The sequence below is a fragment of the Clostridium sp. CM039 genome, assembly GCF_055081075.1.
The window spans coordinates 1,466,191-1,485,113 of sequence record NZ_CM143649.1; the positions used below are offsets into that span (position 1 = coordinate 1,466,191).

The window sequence follows — 18,923 nt, forward strand, 5'->3', positions numbered from 1 at the left end:
AAATTTCTCACTTCCTTATATCTTTTCCGGTAATTTCTAAGAATACATCATTCAATGTGCCTTTTTTAATTTCCAAATCCGTTATCGACTCTTTCTGCTGACTTAATAACTCCATCAATTTGGGTATACTATTAACTTCAATCGAATAATAACCAGTTTTTTTCATGTATTTAAACCCCGCAGTGTCTAGCAGTGCCTCAAGACCTTGCTCGTCACTAGTTGTAATATTTGCTTTATCCTTTGTATATTGCTGTTTCAAACGATACGGAGTGTCCATTGCAACTATTTTACCACCATCCATAATGGCAACTTTGCTGCAAATTTCGGCCTCATCCATGTAATGCGTAGTTAAAAAAATAGTAATATTCTTCTCCTTTTGAAGCTTTACAATATAATTCCATATATGAGCCCTTGTTTGAGGGTCAAGACCTGTGGTTGGTTCATCTAAGAACAATACTTTTGGGTAGTGTAGTAGCGATCTGGCTATTTCCACACGACGTTTCATCCCGCCGGACAGACTGCTTACCATTGCTTTTTTCCACTCCAGTAAATCCACTAAATTTAAAACAAATTGGATACGCTCTGTGACTTCACTTTTGGGTATACCATAAAAATGACAATGCATAATTAAATTTTCAAGAACGGTCATTTTATTATCCAATGTCGTTTCCTGAAAAACAACCCCAATAACACTTCTAACATCATCCTTTTCATGCGAAACGTCTTTTCCGTCAATAGTCAGGGTTCCTGATGTCTTATCAAATATGGTACACAGAGTATTGATGGTTGTGCTTTTACCTGCTCCATTTGGACCTAAAAACGCAAAAATGCTTCCCTCTTCTACCTCGAATGAAACATTGTCGACTGCTGTGAATTTATCATATTTCTTTACAAAATCCTTAACTTCTATTATGTTTCTCATGGTATCACTCCTATCAACTGAATAATTACAACGCTAACATAACGAGCAGATACACAATGCTCGAAGCGAAATTTGCTTCGCTTACATGATCTGCTTTCCTATGTGAAATTATACCGATAATTCGCCTAAATACAACTTATTTTATAAGACGTATGGCCCTTACATATTTCCATGTGGATATATCATATTCACTCACCTCATATTTTTAAAACATAAATAATTTTTACTCTTAAAGTATATCATAGACACTATATTATTCAACCTCTAAAATCTCCTATAAATTCTATCCCACTTTTCTGCTCCAAAATTTTGCCCTACAAAAGACAGTCCTTTAATTTTTTATTTAGTGAAAAAATGTTATAATTATAGAGAAAGAATAAATGAAATGTTCGTTTAGAGCATACCCTTACGTAGGGTTATTTGTTTTTGATTAAATTGGAGGTAATACACATGGAAAACACTAAACTAAAAACGAAGATTTTAAGACCTACCTTTGATAGCGATTTAGATATCCTAGAGTTATCTAAAGAAAACATAGTGGATGAAGCTATATTTTCTTATGGAAAAATTAGTGATTGCTCTTTAGAAAACCATAAAGCAGACATGGTAAATTTTAAACAAGTTATATTTAAAAAAGTTATTTTTAATAAAATAGCTTTTAGACGTATAGAACTTATGGATGTGAGATTTGAAAATTGTGATTTATCAAATGTAGATTTTAATGAGGCTTCGTTACATAGAGTAGAATTTGTAAATTGTAAGATTATTGGTATTAATTTAAATGAAGCTACCTTGAGAAATGTGATTTTTGAAAATTGTAACGGTCAATTTGCTTTTTTTAGTTATTCTAATTGTAAACAAGTCGCCTTCCTTCAATGTCAATTACGCTCTTCCGATTTTCAAAATTCAAAATTTTTAAAAGTTGAATTTCAAGAGTCTAATCTACTCCAGGCTCAATTTAATTTTACAAGTCTTAAAGGAATAGATTTTACCAGTTGCAATCTTGAAGGTATAGGAGTAAACATTGCTGATGTTAAGGGAGCAATAGTTACCACTATGCAAGCCGTTTCTATATCGAGCATACTAGGTCTCATTGTTAAATAATCACCTTTATTTATCGAGTGCATGCAAAAGGGATTTCCATATTTAGAAATCCCTTTTATATGATGTTTTTTTGAAAAAATTATTTTCAACTTTTATAAAATACTAAATACATAGCATTTCTATCACTCTTATTTCAAACTAAAAGGCATCGTATATTTAACATTTCCGCTTAACACTGGAGTAATATTTAAATCTTGTCTTACCTCTCCGCAAATGATTACCTTTATATTTTCAGGCTTCCAATCATCTCCCGGAGCGGTATATATAGCTTTTCTTAACCATGTATTTGTAATAGTATCTGCATTAATAGTTTTAGGTAAAGTCAAATTATAGCTGTCTGTTTGATTTCTTTTAAAATCATTCCCCGGATTGTCCAAGGGCAATTCAAATTTTTGCCCATCCTGTGTTTCAATGCCAAAGTAAACATAATCGTCTGTACTTGCATAATCAAAGTCTGCTGTTTTAATAACAACTTGTAATTGATTAAAGTTAAGTGATGCTGCTGGTATAGTATTCGCTGCTTCATTTATAAACCTATATAGGAACATTGCTATACTTTTTTGAGAATTTGGTAGTGCTTCTCCTAGCGAATAATCCCAATCTGCATATGAGTTAGACATAGTAGATTTGGAAAAATATAATGATTTTGAAAGCTTTCCCCAGTAAGTATTGTTTTTTGTAATCCAATTTGAAAAATCAGCCGTTGTAATAACGTTTGCATATACTGGCTGCTTAGTTGTTCCATTCATTGTATTAAGAAGGTATTTCCCTATGTTATTATCAGCATATGTCTCATATTTGACATGTCCTGCGCTATCTACCGCCGTAATATTCGCAGCATGATAAGGGCAGTTGATATCTTCTAAGTAGTGAATAGCTTGTCCAAGTAGATTTGAAGCATTTTGGTAATTCCCCTTTTTCCATTCATTTAAAGCCAATGCTGAAAATTTTCTACTTTGACTGTCTGCTGTTTCTGTAACCGTATAACTAGTATACCATGGCGCCGTATGAGTAAAATTATATCCTGTATCTGGATCCCAGAAGTGGTCTTGATACAAATCATATCCATTTGGATCAAAATCTGGGTAAGTAGACCCAACTTTCAAGTCATTAATATATTGATTTAAAAGTTCTACATTTTCTTTTACTTTCTGTGGTTCACCTGGATCTAAGTCGTTATTTAACATTTCCATTGCTTGATCCGTAATCACTGCATGAGTTCCTGTTCCATCCTTATTACCATTCCAACCGTAAGCTGTACCTGTCATAAAAAATGTTGCAACTGTAAAGATTAATATAATCAAATGTTTTGTTTTCTTCATAATTACATTTCCCCCTTTTCTACTTTCATTATTTTTATAAGTAAATCTACTAAATTATCTTTGATTTACATATTTTCTTTTGGAAAGTTTAATAAATTGTTTGATTCGAAATTAAATATTGCCTCTTTTATTACAATTATACATATTTGTGTAAAGGTTTAAATAGAGTTTGCATGATTGGTTGTTGAAATGTCATAATCGAATATTTCTTTGTAAATTTATGGGTAATCTGTCTGTCATTTTATTAATAGGGCAATATTCAGTATAAATAAATTTTCTTCTTCTTCTATTTGTATTAAACCATCATATTTGTTTACTATGTAATTTATATTTTCAAGTCCGAACCCATGGTTTTCCTTATCGGGATGTGTTGTTTTATGTTCCCCTGTCCCCTCCTGTGTTGCTTTGTTTGTGCTATTGGTAATTTTAATGATTAGATGTACTTTTTCTATATACATTTTGATTCGAATAAACTTATTTCCATTTGCTATATTTTCACAAGCTTCTATGGCATTATCTAGTGCATTCCCTAAAAGTATAGAGATATTCACAGGATCTATTTTAATATTTTTAGGTAAATTTATATCTATATACAATTCAATTTTTCTTTCTTTTGCGATAGATAACTTGAAATTTAACAGTGCTGCAATAATAGGAATATCTATGTTTAGAATAGTATTAATTTCTGATGTTTGATTTGCTAGTTTTTCAGAATATTCTTTTGCGACATTTATTTCTCCTGTCTTTAAAAGCCCGTAGATACAACTGATATGGTTGTTAAAGTCATGTCTCTGTGCTCTTAATGTATGAATTAACTCTTGTATATTGTTCATATAAAAGATCTGCTTTTTATATTCTATTTCTTGTAGAGACCATTCTACCTCTTTTTTTGAATAGATTAAAATTTGCTGGATAATTTTGATGATAACAAAACTGAAAAGTATTATACAGAGGGTAATGAATCCTATAAAAAAATTAGTTTTAAAAAAAGATTTCCCCTCATATATATTAAAAAAAATAGAATTGAAAAATATATTTATCATTAAAACAATAGTAATTTGGTAAATAAGAATTTTCCTAATATAAGAAGTACTCACTTTAAATTGTATAAAAAATAACATGACTATTCGGGTGGTCACTGCACTGATTACTCTATATATGTTTTTTTGCACAAGAAGACCTGGAGAAACGTGAAATACCATACTTGTAATAATAACACCGAGAAAATCAAAGGTTGCCATACATCCCATAAACAGAATCATTACAAAAAATAGATTTCTTAAGTTGCAATTAAGGGTTATAAAATAAATTACAATAGTAACACATAAAATAAGGATAACCCCAAAAAAGTTTGCATGCCCTAACCCTTTATTTATAAGTTGAAGAAGGATGCTTTGAAATAGAATAATGAAAACAACCGTATACTTATTTTTAATTTTTTTTTGAAGAACTAGAGTAAGAAAAAAGTACAATATGTAACATTCTAGTAGATTAATTGAGAATTCATAAGCTCCCCATAAAAAGCACATGTATACCACCTCCTAACGGAATAAATTATGACAGGAAATTCTCCTAACTTCATTCACACATGCTCTGCTTACAGGAATATATAGATTTATTTTCTCCACACAAATTTGTTGATTTTTGTAAAATGAAATTTTCTTATTATTTACAATAAATCCTTGATGACATTGGGTAAAACAGGTCATATCTAAATGATCCTTTAAGTTCTTAAAACTTTCATTAAATTCTAAATTTTTACCCTTGCACACAGCAATGATTTTCCTCAAATGTTTTTCAAAATAGTAGATGGAATCGTATTTAATGTTGTAGATACCTTCTTTAGTTTTGATAGTTAGGTCTTTTTCCTCTTCTGCATAACGATAGGTAATTTTCAGCTTTTCGGATATTTCTTGAAATAAATTTTTAAATCTCTCCTCCGTAATCGGTTTGATAATGTAGTCAAAAGCCTTTATGCCAAAAGCATGCAATGCATAATCTTTAAATCCTGTAATAAATATAATGATTGCATTTTTATTAAGTTCTCTAATTTTTTTTCCTATTTCCAGTCCATTCATTCCTTTCATTTGGATATCTAAAAAGCAAATGTGTGCAGGCTTGTATTGTATTTGGGAAAGTAATTGTTCACCACTGTTAGAACAAATGATATGAAATTTTTTTTCTTTGTTGAATGATTCCATATATTTTTCAATAACTCTTACTTGAACAGGTTCATCATCACAGATAGCAATTGTATATTTCATAAAAATCAACTCCTTTTATACGTTACCATACAATGTAACATCGTACTTGTTATTAGGTTTCCCGCTGGTTCCTATTGAATATCAAACATTTCTTTTAGCAATTTAAAGTGGAGTATCACCTTTTTCTATAAATTCATTTATTGAAACATTTTTGCTAGAAATTACAGAAGAAATCCCAACCATTCTATCATAATAACTTTGCTAAATTAGGGGAATTCTGTCATATTCTACATTAAAAATAATGTTACCCACTGACGATTGGCACAAAAAATAATGGATAAGCAATAAATGCCTATCCATCATAAACCGCTGAATTTTTAAATCTTTTTTATCTTATTATTCATGAAAATCATACCTTAAAATTCTAGTTCTTAAAAAAAGAAAGTTCTACATTTATTGACTTTTTTAAACAATGTTATTATAATAAACAGTGTTCACAAAACAACATATAGGAGGTTCAAATTGTTAAAGGCGTTTATATATAATTTCTATATAATGAAAAGAGGTAAAAAAATTATGATTTGGATTTTAGCAGTTGTTGCTTTATTTATTTTATGCATATTGCTATGGTTTAATATTCCTTATTCACCCATGAAATCAAAATTCTCAAAGTTAACGAGTTATCAGATAGCAAAAATGAAAACTCAAAATGGGATTTTTACCACAGCGAATATTTCTAAACTACCTCCACCAGTTCAAAAATATTTTAAATATTGCGGATATATTGGCACACCCAAAATGTCCAACATGAAAGCCTATTACTACGATGTTGATTTTGTACTATTGGGTAAACCAAAGCTCAAAATCAAATACACCCACTACAACTTTGTAGACAAACCAGAAAGGATTGCATTAGTTGATACAAGTATGTTTGGTATCCCTTTTGAGGGTATTGATAAATACCAAGCTGGAGTAGGTTCTATGAAGGGCGTTATCGGAAGGGCTATAACTTTATTTAATGAAAAGGGTGAAGCCATGGATAAATCATGCCTTGTTACTTACCTTGCGGAAGGTTTATTAATGCCAAACAGTTTTTTGCAAGACTTTATTACTTGGGAAGAAATTGATGAAAACCACGCAAAGGCTACTATAACCTATTATGGAATATCAGCAAGTGGAATTTTCACATTTGATGATAATGGTACTATCACAAATTTTACTACAGATGATAGATCATATACCGATGTAAATGACAACATACAAAATGCAAAGTGGTCAGCAGTTTGTGCAGATTATAAAGATATGAACGGAATAAAGCATCCAACAACTCTAAAAGCTGTATGGCACTTAAAAACAGGAGACTTTGTGTATTTTGATAGTAGGAATATAGACATAAAATATAATATTATAAAGTAAATCTAATTAATAAAATACCAGCTACAAATGTAGCTGGTATTGATAATTTATTATTGATATATAATCAACATATTAATATTTTTTACTATAATTATTAAAACTTTGATAATTCATTAAATGCTTCATGCATAATTTCTGCATTTTTATTATCTTCAGCCTCCAATAGAACATTCCAATCCATATTCCTCTACTACTTTTTTAAAGTTATTCATAGTATCCTCATCTGGCGTTTTAATTTCCTGTCCCATTATATAATCTAATCCTAGGTTCTCATACTTATTAGCCCCAAGCTTATGATATGGTAATAAATCTAAGTGCTGTACTATCCCTAAACTTTTTGCAAACTTAGCAATATCAGATATACTGTTTTTATCACAATTAAATTGTGGAATAACAGGTACTCTTATAATAAGCTCTGTGTCAAAAGCAGCAATTTTTTTAGCATTTCTTATTATTATTTCATTACTTACATGAACATGTTTTTTATGTTTTTCATCATCTAAATGTTTTATATCTAAAAGCACTAAATCAACCAAGGGAATTATCTTATCTATGGTCTCTTCACTAGCATAGCCTGTAGTTTCTATTGCAGTATGCCATCCCATTGACTTGCAAGCTTTTAAAAGTTCAATTGCAAATTCTGGTTGCATAAGCATTTCTCCTCCAGATAATGTAACTCCACCTCCAGAACGTCTGAACTGAATAGTTTCTTTCTTTAGTTCAGTCATTACCTTCTCTACAGTAGTTTCTTCCCCAGATTTCACAATACCTCCTGGATAACAATTTTCAGCGCAAAGTCCACAACTTGTGCATTTTTCTCTATCTATTCTTCCAGGTCTTAGCATATCAATTGCGCCTACTGGACAATTTTTTTCACATTTTTTACACTCAATACAATTTTTTTCATTAAACATAATTTGAACTAATGGATCCTGTGATTCTGGATTACTACACCAATCACATTTTAAAGGACAACCTTTAAAAAACACTATTGTCCTAATCCCAGGTCCATCATGAATAGAAAAGCGTTGCATATTAAAAATTTTGCCTTTTTGCTTATAATTAATTCTTCTTATCGGCATCTGCTTTTCCTCCTTTTAGAAAGTTTGTTCAGTTCTCTTTATAATATCATCTTGAATTGCTTTATCTAATGTTATAAATTGCGCACTATAACCGGCAACACGTACTACTAAATCTCTATATTTGCTTGGATTCTTTTGTGCTTCAACAAGAGTTTCCTTATCTATTATATTAAACTGTACATGCATACCCTTTTGATCGAAAAAGCTTCTAACAAGTGATGCTAAATTATTTAATCCAGTACTTCCTTGAATTGAACCTGGATGGAATTTTTGATTTAATAAAGTACCATTAGATGCAATAAAATGATCTAATTTAGCTACTGAATTTATAGCAGCAGTTGGTCCATTACTATCTGCGCCTCTAACTGGAGATACACCATCTGCTAATGCTTCATGTGCTTTTCTACCATCTGGAGTTGCTCCTATAAGATCACCAAATAGGATGTTAATTGCTGCTGGATATAATCCCGCATGGAAATTACCGCCTCTTGGATTTTTATGTTTTGCAACTTCTTTGCAGTAAATATATGCTCCTTGACTTGCTAATTCATCAACTTCATCAATATCATTACCAAACTTAGGTGCTCTATGAATTAACATTTGTCTTAAGTCCTCAAAATCTATCTTTGAAGTTGAATCTTCTTGACCAAAGTTAGTATCTAAAGCTTCTTTTAAATCTTTTAAAGTTATCATTTTAGTGTCAAATACAAGCTTTTTAATAGCTGCAAAAGAGTCTCCTACATTCGCAACACCAACACCTTGTGGTCCTGTAAAGTTATAATGTGCTCCGCCTTCTTGAAGTGATTTACCATCTGTTATACAGTCATCAACCATACAAGATAGGAAAGGTAATGGAGCTCTTTCTGCATGAGCAATATCAATAGAATTGTCTGCCACTGATAATTGATAAACAAAGTATTCCATTTGTTTCGTATAAGCTTCAATAATTTCTTCAATAGACTTGAACTGTGTAAATTCTCCAGTCTTAGGTCCAATTTGTTTCCCATTACTCATACCATTATTTATAGTGACTTCTAATAGTCTTGCTAGATTAAAGAAACCTGAATCATGCCATCCCTCTGTTTTACCTGGTTTTTGTGGTTCAACGCAACCAATAATTCCATATTCTCTAGCATCTTCAATTGTTAATCCATTACTAACTAATGCTGTAATTACAACTTCATCATTATAAAATGCCGGCATACCAAGGCCTAATCTGCTTAACTCACAACATCTTAATAAGAATTCATCGGGAGTTTTGTTCCATATTCTTACTGAGAATGAAGGTGCTGCTAATCTTACATGAGCTGTAGCGTCTATGCACATGTATGATAAATCATTTGTAGAATCTTTGCCTTCTCTAGTTTGTCCACCTACACATAGGTTTTGAAACAGTGGATATCCACCAAATGCTCTTGTTGATACTTCATCACGAACTTTGTTAATATCATTTAATTTAACCCATACACAATCAATAAGTTCTTGAATTGCATCTATGTCAAAATTTCCTGAATTTAATTCTATTTCATAATATGGGTACATATATTGATCAAATCTTGTTGGAGAAATAGAATGTCCATTTGATTCTATATTTATAACTGCATGTACAAACCAGAATGATTGGCAAGCTTCATAAAAATTAGTTGCTCCATTTTCAGGTACTGTTTCACAGTTTTTAGCTATTTGTAATAATTCTTTAGCGCGCACGTCATTAGATTCTTTTGAAGCCATTTCTCTAGCAAGCTTTGCATATCTATGTGCATAATTTATTATGGCTTTGCAAGAACATATGATAGATTCCCAAAATAGTTTTTGCTTAATATATTCAGGATTTTCTTTATCAGCAGATGCAATTGCACATTCAACTTCTTCAATAATTCCTTTATATCCTTTAGCTAAAACCTTAGCGTAATCTACAGATACATGTCCTACTCCATTAAGATAATAGTTTGCAACTGTAAATACATTTTCATTAATTGCATCAATAGTTTCTGGATACATATATGAAGTAGCAAGTTCATTAGTAGTTTTGCCTTCCCAATAATTGAAGACTTCTGTAAGTTGTCCTTTTGCCTTTTCAGTAATTTGGAATGAATCACCTTTTCTCTTTCCTATGGTTTCAAATTCATCTTTAATCCATTTATTTGAGAATTCAGGAAAAATTTGAGCTGATCTTGCTTCCTGAGTAAGACTTCCAACTACTAGCTCTTCATCTCTTATAATAATAGGAATTTCATTTAATATCTTTTCAAGTGCTCTAGCCCTACGAACTACTGCAGGTTGTCCTTCTGTCTCTTTAAATGATTCTGTTATTAATAACGCTCTATCAACTTCAATACATGGAACTGCTAAAAGTATTTGTTCCTTTAATGCTACTATCCTCTTTGTTGGTTTACTAAATCCATCTTGTAGAATATACATATTAAAACTTCCTCTCTTAATATAATTTTTTTATTTAACTACTGTTTACAATTTATTAAAACATCTTCTAAAACGTAAGATTTTGTTAAATTTATAACTATCAAAGACATATATAATTTATAATATGTCCTCGATGATTGCATCAAGGACATATTATAATTGTTTTAATTTATATTAAATTATCTTCTTCGAAAATGTCGTTAAAGAGAATTTATAATGCTGACTTAAATAATTCAACAATATCTTTCTTGTTTCCTTTTCTTGGGTTACTGAATGCATTACCATCTTTTAATGCCCATTCAGCCATATATTCGAGGTCTTCTTCTTTAACTCCTTGTGATCTTAAGTTAGTTGGAATTCCAACATCATTTGCAAGTCTAAACATAGCATCGATAGATTTCTGAGCTGCATCTAGTACTGAAAGTCCTTGTATATTTTCACCCATGAATTCTGCTATATCAGCAAATTTCTGTGGATTTGAAATAACGTTCCATTTTTCAACGAATGGAAGTAATATAGCGTTAGCTACTCCATGAGGCATATCATAAAGTCCACCTAATTGGTGAGCCATTGCATGTACATAACCTAAGTTAGCATTATTGAATGCCATACCAGCAAGCAGTGAAGCATAACACATATTTTCTCTAGCCACTAAGTTTTCTCCTAGTGCATAAGCTTGTCGTAAGTTGTTTGATATTAATTTAATAGCTTGGATAGCAGCAGCATCTGTAACAGGATTAGCATCCTTTGAAACGTATGCTTCTATAGCATGAGTCAAAGCATCCATACCAGTTGCAGCTGTAAGTCCTGCAGGTTTTCCAACCATTGTTAGTGGGTCATTGATTGAAACTGATGGTAAGTTTCTCCAACTAACTATAACAAATTTAATATTAGTTTTAGTATTTGTAATAACGCAGTGACGAGTAACTTCACTAGCTGTTCCAGCTGTTGTATTAACAGCAATGATTGGAGGAAGTGGATTTGCAAGAGTTTCTATACCTGCATAGTCAACTAATTCTCCTGGATGAGTTGCCAATATACCGATTCCCTTACCGCAGTCATGTGAGCTTCCGCCACCAACTGTAATAATCATGTCACATTTTTCATCTTTAAATATTTTTACGCCTGCAATTGCGTTTCTATCCTTAGGATTTGGTTCAACATCATCATAGAATACAAAACTAATTCCTGCTTCCTTTAATGAAAGTTCAACTTGTGCTACTGCACCGCCCGGAAGACTACGAAGAAACTTATCAGTCACTATTAACGCTTTTTTTCCACCTAAAATTTTAGCTCTTTCGCCTACTACTTTTACAGCTCCTGCTCCCATAAAATTAACCGCTGGTGCTAAATAATCATACATTCTCATATATTATTCCTCCTTAGTTCTTTTAAACATTGTAATTTGTTGAATTGTAACCTGAACTCTATTTTAAGGTGATATTAACATTTTCTTCACTGTTAACACAGCCCTTGTTAATTTACTAACTATCTAAAGTATAAGCTTGTATAAATAAATTTTCATTGAAAAATATTGCATTCTTGTAGAAAAACATTGCTCACTTTATGTAAATTTCCACAGTAATTTGTCGCATTTAGTGTTTTAGACGAAAAAAATAGCACTAGTTTTAGCCTAGTGCTATTTTTCTACATTATATTCATCTCTATAAACCGCCGGGGTTACCCCTTCAATCCTTTTAAATACTTTTATAAAGTAACCACAATCCTCAAACCCTAAATCCAATGCTAAATTGCTTATTGGGACATCAGACGCCTCAAGCAACTCTTTAGCTTTTTTTATTCTCACTTTATTTATATAACTCGAGAAATTATCTCCAATACATTTTTTAAAAAGCTTACTAAAATAACTAGGACTAATGTTACACAAGGATGCCATACCATTAAGGGTAATTGCGTACCTATAATTCTTTTGTATATAATCTAATGCTGGTTTTAAAATAATATCGCATTTATTCTCACATTTTATATTATTTTTATCTTCACTAAAATCTAAGTTAACATTATTCTTTAAATTTTCTTCCACTGTTTTCACTTTATTAGCCTTTTTAAATTGTAAATTTGTCGTCTTAAATGAACCCACAGTTAAAATTTTATCATTATGTTTATTTGAAGTTATTTTTAATAAGGCTTCTTCTACAATATAGTTACTAATATGAAAAATCATGTTGGCGACAGATTTAACCCTGTCCAAAGTCATCATAGGTAACTTTTCATATAAAACTTTAAGTTCGCCTTCTTTTTCTAATTCCATATTAAAATATTTATTGTTAACTATTTGTTCTAAATCTTCCTTTTCTTCATCTTTAATAATAACTTGCCCTGCCATTACCGCACCAAAGTATTGCCCATCTATTACAATAGGAATTGCAAGGTCTATTACACCTACATGACATATATATAGATATGGTTGTTGTAATCTAGCAGCCTCGAGTCCTCCTCTAGCGTCACATTTCTCACAAAGGTGACCCACGTCTAGATGCAATCTTACAAATTTACAAAATTCACTACACTTACTATGTGTAGTAATCCTTTTACCTTTATAATCAACCGTCACCATAGCAATGCCGGTTACCTCCGCTATATTATCCTGGATTTTTTGAAAATTATCTACATTAATAATATTATCTAGATGCAAGAAACCATTCCGCAAAATACTTCCTCCATTCATTTATAAAGGTATTATAATTAAATCATCTCTAAATTTCACATTATACGTTTTGGATCTTAGAAAAAGTCGAAATAGAAATATTTTGTGCTTTTTTTACGACTATTTTTCTATATAAGTATATTACCATCAAAAACAAAAAAATAGAAGCTAATTTTTATTAATTATCTATATCAGTGTGTATTTCTACTATAACATCACCACACTATTCACCGTTCTTAACGCAGTTTTTTTATATTAGTTATTTTAATGAAAATCCCTCCCCAAATTTAATATAATAAAAAACCCATAAAGAACATAACTAAAAGTATGCCCTTATTGGGTTTCATTTACTCTAAAATAATATAATCCATTATATAAACTTATATATATCACATTATAGAAATTACCTGGTATTAGAACTTACATTTAAAGTGAATTGTGATACACCATTTTCTTTATGTTAGTTTAATTTTAATATGACCTTTAGCCTTTTTTCCTATAATTTCAATCTTTATATTTTTACTATCACCATTTGAAATTGTTATAGTTTTATTCATAGTTCCATTTTTTTCAAATAATCTTTTTTTATCGTTATAAATCTTAATTTTTAATTCCCCCTTCTCAGCAGTAGAATTAATTTTCATAGCATAAGTAGATTTTTCAGAAGTTATCTCTTTTAAATCTGTTCCATCAAATATTTGAAATTTAATATCATAAATGTTATTTTGAGTATTATCAGTCCAAATTTTTGTGTCGCCATTCCAACTTACTTGACTTATCTTAAAGTTATTCTTTTGATTATTATTTACATACTTATAAGCTCCAATGATACAAACTAAACAAATTAGTATACATCCAATTATAATTTTTTTCTTTCTTCCCATTGTTATCAACCTCCTTTTTTTACGTTAATATTTCTTGAAAATATTTAAGTTCCACGCCCATACGTGTTATATCATTTTATTAATTTTAAGATATTTCGCTCTTCTAATTCACCTTTTATTATATTAGAAATAGCATTATTATTTCCTATACTATTAATATATTTAATAAACTTTCTATTTGCATTAGATAGGGTGATATTGAATAATTCAAAAAAACTCACTTTAAAATCCTCTTCTTTTAGTGAGCAATAGAATAGCTTGAATTTGTCGATACCAAAAAGTGAAATAAGATAATCTACAAATGCCCCAGCAATAGGATAAGTTATTAAATCACTATACTTATAAAAATTTTCATCAATTACTAAATCTTCTATATTTGCATACAAATCATTATCAATAAAAAATTTTACCCAACTGTAATTAGGTATACCCAAGGAAACTTTGTCAAAACACATTGCCAGTCCCTCTCTTATAAATGTTTGGGGAGGCATTGATATATTATATGAAATTATATGTGCATCTTCATGAAATCCTACACACTTAACTTTTTTATTATATACAGCATATATTTCATTTGGTTTACGGGCAAATCCATTGCATGGTTCATTGTCTCCATACAATTTGCCAACTTCTATAGAAGACTCACATAAGTAGTATTTAATTTTAGTTCCCATTTTAATAGTTAAACAGTTACAAATAAAATCATAACAAGTTTCCTGTATGTCAATTATTTCTTCTATGTCCTTTTCTGCAATAGAACCAACATGATAATTAAATATATAATTATCACTTTCTATTTTAATCCATTCCATAATTTATCCCCCTCATGCAACACAATTTTACCTTTTTACAAACTTGGAAACCTTTATAATCAAGTTAGAGTCCTTTAACATCTTAATTAAATTATAATCACCACTTACATAATCTTTAATTTCCTTTTCTATGAGGAACCACAAGAAAGGGTAATGCCTTCAATTTAAACCACTTTATTATTAGGTATGGATTCAATCTTCCATATGTTTCAAATGCACTTGTAGATATTAATATTATTAACTATAGTTTCTACATATGTATCTACACTCCTTCTAAATTCTGATTTTTTTCTAATAGATATACTTCCTTATTTCACCCATAAAGATTTAAAGGAAATGTCCATTTTAAGAAAGAAGTATCTTAGTTAACTAAGATACTTCTTATCGCATTAAAAAGCCTATCCATCATACTCAACCATTGCCTCTTTTAAATTTCTTACTCCTCAATAAATAAAGCCAATTCTTTGTTAAATCTATCTTTCTCATCATAGAATAATGCGTGGCCACTGAATTCAAATGGTACAAGTTTAGAATTTTTAATGCCTTGTCTTTGTGCCTGCCCTAATGGGAAGAGACAGACTTTGTCATGAATACCATGAAGAATTAAAGTTGGAACACTTATTTTAGAAAGATCAAAAAATAAACGTTCCTCGCCTAACCAACTGGTTGAAGTTGCCGCAGTGGCCCAACCTGCTGCTTGTAGTCCCAATTGAAAAATCCAATCTGAAAATGCCTGGGTTATATGCTGAAAGAAAAATATGTCTCCAAATCCCCTTAACATTTTAGGTCGATCATTATATGTTTCCTTAATCATATCTTTGACAACTTCCGCTTGCAATCCATAAGGGAAATATGGGCGCTGGATAAGGCTGGGTGCTGCTGCTGCAAAAAGAGCTAGTTTGGATACCCCGTATTCATTGTGCCTGGACATGTATCTAATAGCAATTGCTCCTCCTGTTGAATGTCCCGCTAGTGTAAAATCCTTTAATTTAAGTGCATCTACTACCCCTCGAACATCGTCTGATAACCTATCATAGTCATAGCCCTCGAACGGCTTATCGGATTCACCGAATCCCCTCTGATCTATACCGATACACCTGTAGCCCATCTTTGGAAGTTCATTAAACTGATATTCAAACAACTTATGGCTTCCGGGCCAACCGTGAAGAAACACTATTGTCTTTTCACCCTTAGGGTTAATATCTTCTACATAGATTTTTACATTTTCTTCTACTCTAATATAATATCCCACTAAATACCTCCAATAATAATCTTACATTCATATATTATTCTATTGGAGACAATTATGTTAATTAATTATTTGCTACACCTCTTTCTTCTCTATAACCAATATTTTTATTTATAACCACATTTTACAAGTATCTTTGTGCTATTCTCAGAATTTTTCTCGTTTATCATTAATACAGGTCCAGTACAACCCATTCCACTTTCGCAGTATATGCCTTCCTTCCAAAGAGCAGCACATGCATCATCGAGTTCTAAAATGTCTATACCTGGTATAGCAAAAGTAACTACTTCCTTTGAAGGCATCGCAACTTTTTCTTCTGATGATTTTCCACTTTTGCTTAGTATCCCATCAATTAACTTTTTAATTCCGGCTTTTTCTGCAGCTTTATATTCCGTTGCCGCTACTATCATAAGGTTATTTTGTGCACACTCAAAGCAATATTTAAGTGCTTCACAAATAAGAGGTGCACCAGATGCCCTTGATATTATGTTAATAATCTTATCATAGTTTTCTCCAACTCCTGGACCATATCCATAACCTGAAGTTTCATAATCTCCACCAGTTGTATAAGATGAAAGCATTTTAATAAGAAGGTTTCCAGTAAGTGAATCGCAAATTAGTACATCTGGAGTTCCTGCAAGTACATCATTCCCTCTCATCATTGGTCCACCATCTGCTCTTAATGAATCGGCGAATTCAAAATTATAACCAGACTTTTTTAATTCACCTAAGTTTCTTTCAACTTCTCTTGCTCCATCAATATTTAAAATTCCTACCTTAGGATTTTTTATTCCTGTAGCTTTTGCAACTGCAATTCCACCTATAGCATTTTTAATCATGGCTTCTACCCTATTAGTTGAAGTCGCCCCTGTAGTTGTAGCTATTATCATGTCGCGTCCTTTTGCCGGAGTAACTGCCATCCCCACTGTAGAAACTCCTATTGGAAAATTAAAATGTTGGGTAACACAACCTTGGATTTTCCCTTCCTCCAAAAGTTTTAACATTTTATTGTGCCCGTCCTCTGCAGAAGCTACTTCAACTACTTCAAATTCACAGTCAACCTTTTCACCTATCAGTACAATATCAAAGCTGCCATACTTTTTTGATGCTAGTATGCATGCTTTTAACATTTCAGAAATACCATGCTCCGAGCCATATGTTGTTAGGCCTATTTTAATTCTCTTTTTAAAGCTTCCACTTTTAATACCATCTGCTATTTCATTAAAAGCCTCAGCTATAGCCTTTTTTGTTTTTATGTTTCCCATAAAATCACTCTCCCTACAATCATCAATTATTCGTTCATTAGCATTTCCGCAAATTTTTTCATGCTGCCGGCTATCATAAGCTTTAGTTCTTCATTTGAAACTTCAGCTCCATCATCTTGCTTTCCGGAATTCTTTTGCACAAGTACTGAAACTCCATCAAATAAATTAGTCATTCTTCCAAGGAACAAGCTTCCTTTGCCAATTAACATAAAATTATTCATTCTTCCTTCCAATATTGCACTAATTCCATGTCCAACTATTGGTACTGCTGATGGAATATGTCCTTGTGTTGGAGCAAATCCGGGATAGCCATGCTTTTTCACAAAGCTTGGAAGTTCTTTTCTGTCTAATTGTCCGTTTTTAACAGCAAGAGCACCGATCATTTTATAGTTTTGAGTTGGTACATCTCCGGCTCCAGCAGGCTCCGTTATATCGGGAGTTTGAAGCTCTGGAGCGTATTTATCAACATCAGTTATTTTCATTCCAGCATTAGTTAACGGTTTTAATACTAAAGCTTCAAGTACAGCTTGAGGTGCTGAGCCATCTCCAATTGTATGTTTTCCAATGATATCTGTTCTTATTTCAGGGCTTATGCCATCATTTTCTGTTATAAGTAGTGCGAATCCTCCAAGGCAATCCTCAAGAATTGGAAGTCCTTTTTTTACATGGTCTCGTCCATTCATTCCAAGCTTTGAAGTACATCCGCCTGCAAAAACTATAACATTTTTGAAAATTCCTGATTTTACTAGAGCAGAAGCATTTATTATTGCATGAACAGGTGCAGCGCAAAAACCTCTCATGTCAATACCAGTTGCTCCTTTAATACCAGCAATTTCACCACATGCTTTGGCAAGATTGCCCCCCCCTCTTTGATTCATATCTCCTACTGCTTCTTCAGAGCATTCAATTAAGTAATCAACTTCGCTTACATCAATTCCGGTAATCTTAACTAACTGCATTAATGCAAGAACACCTGAAGCCTTAACAGCAAGGTTTTCAAGCATAACATGTGCTGAAAGATTTATATCTACATCATGAGCTTTTTTTACACACCCAATTAGATCATAACCAAGATACAACCCCTCTGCATCTTGAGTATCAACTAATTCTTTTATGTTGACTATATCCTCGCCAACGCCAAGTGCTTCAACTTTTACATTAAGCAATTCATGATTCGCAAATTTTTCTCTAACACTTTGCGTAAAACCTTTTTCTAAGACTACTAAATCGAATACATCTGAAACCTTAAGCAATCCGTAAAATTCATCCTGAGGCATTATTTCTCCGAATTTTCCTGTTTTTTGAGCACCTTCAATTTTTGAATTGTTCCAAGGTCTTTTAATTTCTAAAAGCTGCTCTGGAATTATGTTACCTATATAAGTTTGATTAGGAGGATATGCTACTACATCCTCAAAAGTTCTTAAATGATTTTTTGCCTCTTTTAAGAATTCTGAATCCGGATTGTTTTTTCTCTCAACTGCAGCTGTTGTTCCGCAATGCATTACCATATCTGGAGTGTTAATAAGAATATAAGATGCTTTTTTAACTACTGGAAAGCTCATTATTTCATTCCT

15 protein-coding genes are annotated in these 18,923 nt (G+C 31.6%); 2 read left to right on the forward strand and 13 right to left on the reverse strand.

Annotation, left to right across the window (positions count from 1 at the left end):
* Window positions 1-7: 7 nt before the first annotated feature.
* Window positions 8-922, reverse strand: a complete 915-nt coding sequence (locus tag ACWJJ2_RS06910; RefSeq protein ID WP_216303826.1) for an ABC transporter ATP-binding protein — start codon at window positions 920-922, stop codon at window positions 8-10.
* A gap of 450 nt (window positions 923-1,372) precedes the next feature.
* On the opposite strand from ACWJJ2_RS06910, the gene ACWJJ2_RS06915 reads away from it, so the two are divergent.
* Window positions 1,373-2,026 (forward strand): pentapeptide repeat-containing protein, encoded by a 654-nt coding sequence (locus ACWJJ2_RS06915; protein ID WP_220286638.1) that lies wholly within the window; start codon window positions 1,373-1,375, stop codon window positions 2,024-2,026.
* Between the two features lie 128 nt (window positions 2,027-2,154).
* Here ACWJJ2_RS06915 and ACWJJ2_RS06920 read toward each other — a convergent pair whose 3' ends face one another.
* The 3 genes from ACWJJ2_RS06920 to ACWJJ2_RS06930 all read right to left on the reverse strand — a co-directional run bounded on the left by ACWJJ2_RS06920 (window position 2,155) and on the right by ACWJJ2_RS06930 (window position 5,612).
* Window positions 2,155-3,348 carry a phospholipase C gene (locus ACWJJ2_RS06920; protein WP_462954071.1) on the reverse strand — a complete coding sequence of 398 codons (1,194 nt, stop codon included), beginning with the start codon at window positions 3,346-3,348 and terminating at the stop codon, window positions 2,155-2,157.
* A 236-nt stretch (window positions 3,349-3,584) separates the two neighbouring features.
* The gene (locus tag ACWJJ2_RS06925; protein ID WP_462954072.1) at window positions 3,585-4,181 is read right to left on the reverse strand and encodes a sensor histidine kinase; all 597 of its coding nucleotides are present in this window, start codon (window positions 4,179-4,181) and stop codon (window positions 3,585-3,587) included.
* A 708-nt stretch (window positions 4,182-4,889) separates the two neighbouring features.
* Window positions 4,890-5,612 (reverse strand): LytR/AlgR family response regulator transcription factor, encoded by a 723-nt coding sequence (locus ACWJJ2_RS06930; protein WP_462954073.1) that lies wholly within the window; start codon window positions 5,610-5,612, stop codon window positions 4,890-4,892.
* A 462-nt stretch (window positions 5,613-6,074) separates the two neighbouring features.
* On the opposite strand from ACWJJ2_RS06930, the gene ACWJJ2_RS06935 reads away from it, so the two are divergent.
* Window positions 6,075-6,968 (forward strand): DUF6544 family protein, encoded by an 894-nt coding sequence (locus tag ACWJJ2_RS06935; protein ID WP_462954074.1) that lies wholly within the window; start codon window positions 6,075-6,077, stop codon window positions 6,966-6,968.
* Window positions 6,969-7,120: 152 nt separating this feature from the next.
* Here ACWJJ2_RS06935 and ACWJJ2_RS06940 read toward each other — a convergent pair whose 3' ends face one another.
* The 9 genes from ACWJJ2_RS06940 to grdC all read right to left on the reverse strand — a co-directional run bounded on the left by ACWJJ2_RS06940 (window position 7,121) and on the right by grdC (window position 18,911).
* Window positions 7,121-8,050, reverse strand: coding sequence for a glycyl-radical enzyme activating protein (locus tag ACWJJ2_RS06940; RefSeq protein WP_462954075.1), 930 nt, complete (start codon window positions 8,048-8,050; stop codon window positions 7,121-7,123).
* Window positions 8,051-8,065: 15 nt separating this feature from the next.
* Window positions 8,066-10,471, reverse strand: coding sequence for a glycyl radical protein (locus ACWJJ2_RS06945; protein WP_165414188.1), 2,406 nt, complete (start codon window positions 10,469-10,471; stop codon window positions 8,066-8,068).
* A gap of 211 nt (window positions 10,472-10,682) precedes the next feature.
* On the reverse strand, window positions 10,683-11,840 hold the full coding sequence (locus ACWJJ2_RS06950) for an iron-containing alcohol dehydrogenase (RefSeq protein WP_165414189.1): 1,158 nt from the start codon (window positions 11,838-11,840) through the stop codon (window positions 10,683-10,685).
* Between the two features lie 270 nt (window positions 11,841-12,110).
* Complete coding sequence (locus tag ACWJJ2_RS06955) at window positions 12,111-13,160, reverse strand: PocR ligand-binding domain-containing protein (RefSeq protein ID WP_462954076.1); 1,050 nt, start codon at window positions 13,158-13,160, stop codon at window positions 12,111-12,113.
* 434 nt (window positions 13,161-13,594) lie between these two features.
* Complete coding sequence (locus ACWJJ2_RS06960) at window positions 13,595-14,023, reverse strand: hypothetical protein (protein ID WP_462954077.1); 429 nt, start codon at window positions 14,021-14,023, stop codon at window positions 13,595-13,597.
* 71 nt (window positions 14,024-14,094) lie between these two features.
* On the reverse strand, window positions 14,095-14,835 hold the full coding sequence (locus ACWJJ2_RS06965; protein WP_462954078.1) for a hypothetical protein: 741 nt from the start codon (window positions 14,833-14,835) through the stop codon (window positions 14,095-14,097).
* A 436-nt stretch (window positions 14,836-15,271) separates the two neighbouring features.
* Window positions 15,272-16,087: an alpha/beta fold hydrolase gene (locus ACWJJ2_RS06970; RefSeq protein ID WP_462953059.1), complete on the reverse strand. Its 816-nt coding sequence runs from the start codon at window positions 16,085-16,087 to the stop codon at window positions 15,272-15,274.
* Window positions 16,088-16,191: 104 nt separating this feature from the next.
* Entirely contained in the window at window positions 16,192-17,349 is a 1,158-nt protein-coding gene (grdD, locus tag ACWJJ2_RS06975; RefSeq protein WP_462954079.1) for a glycine/sarcosine/betaine reductase complex component C subunit alpha, read from the reverse strand.
* 26 nt (window positions 17,350-17,375) lie between these two features.
* Window positions 17,376-18,911, reverse strand: a complete 1,536-nt coding sequence (gene grdC / locus ACWJJ2_RS06980) for a glycine/sarcosine/betaine reductase complex component C subunit beta (RefSeq protein WP_462954080.1) — start codon at window positions 18,909-18,911, stop codon at window positions 17,376-17,378.
* Window positions 18,912-18,923: the final 12 nt, after the last annotated feature.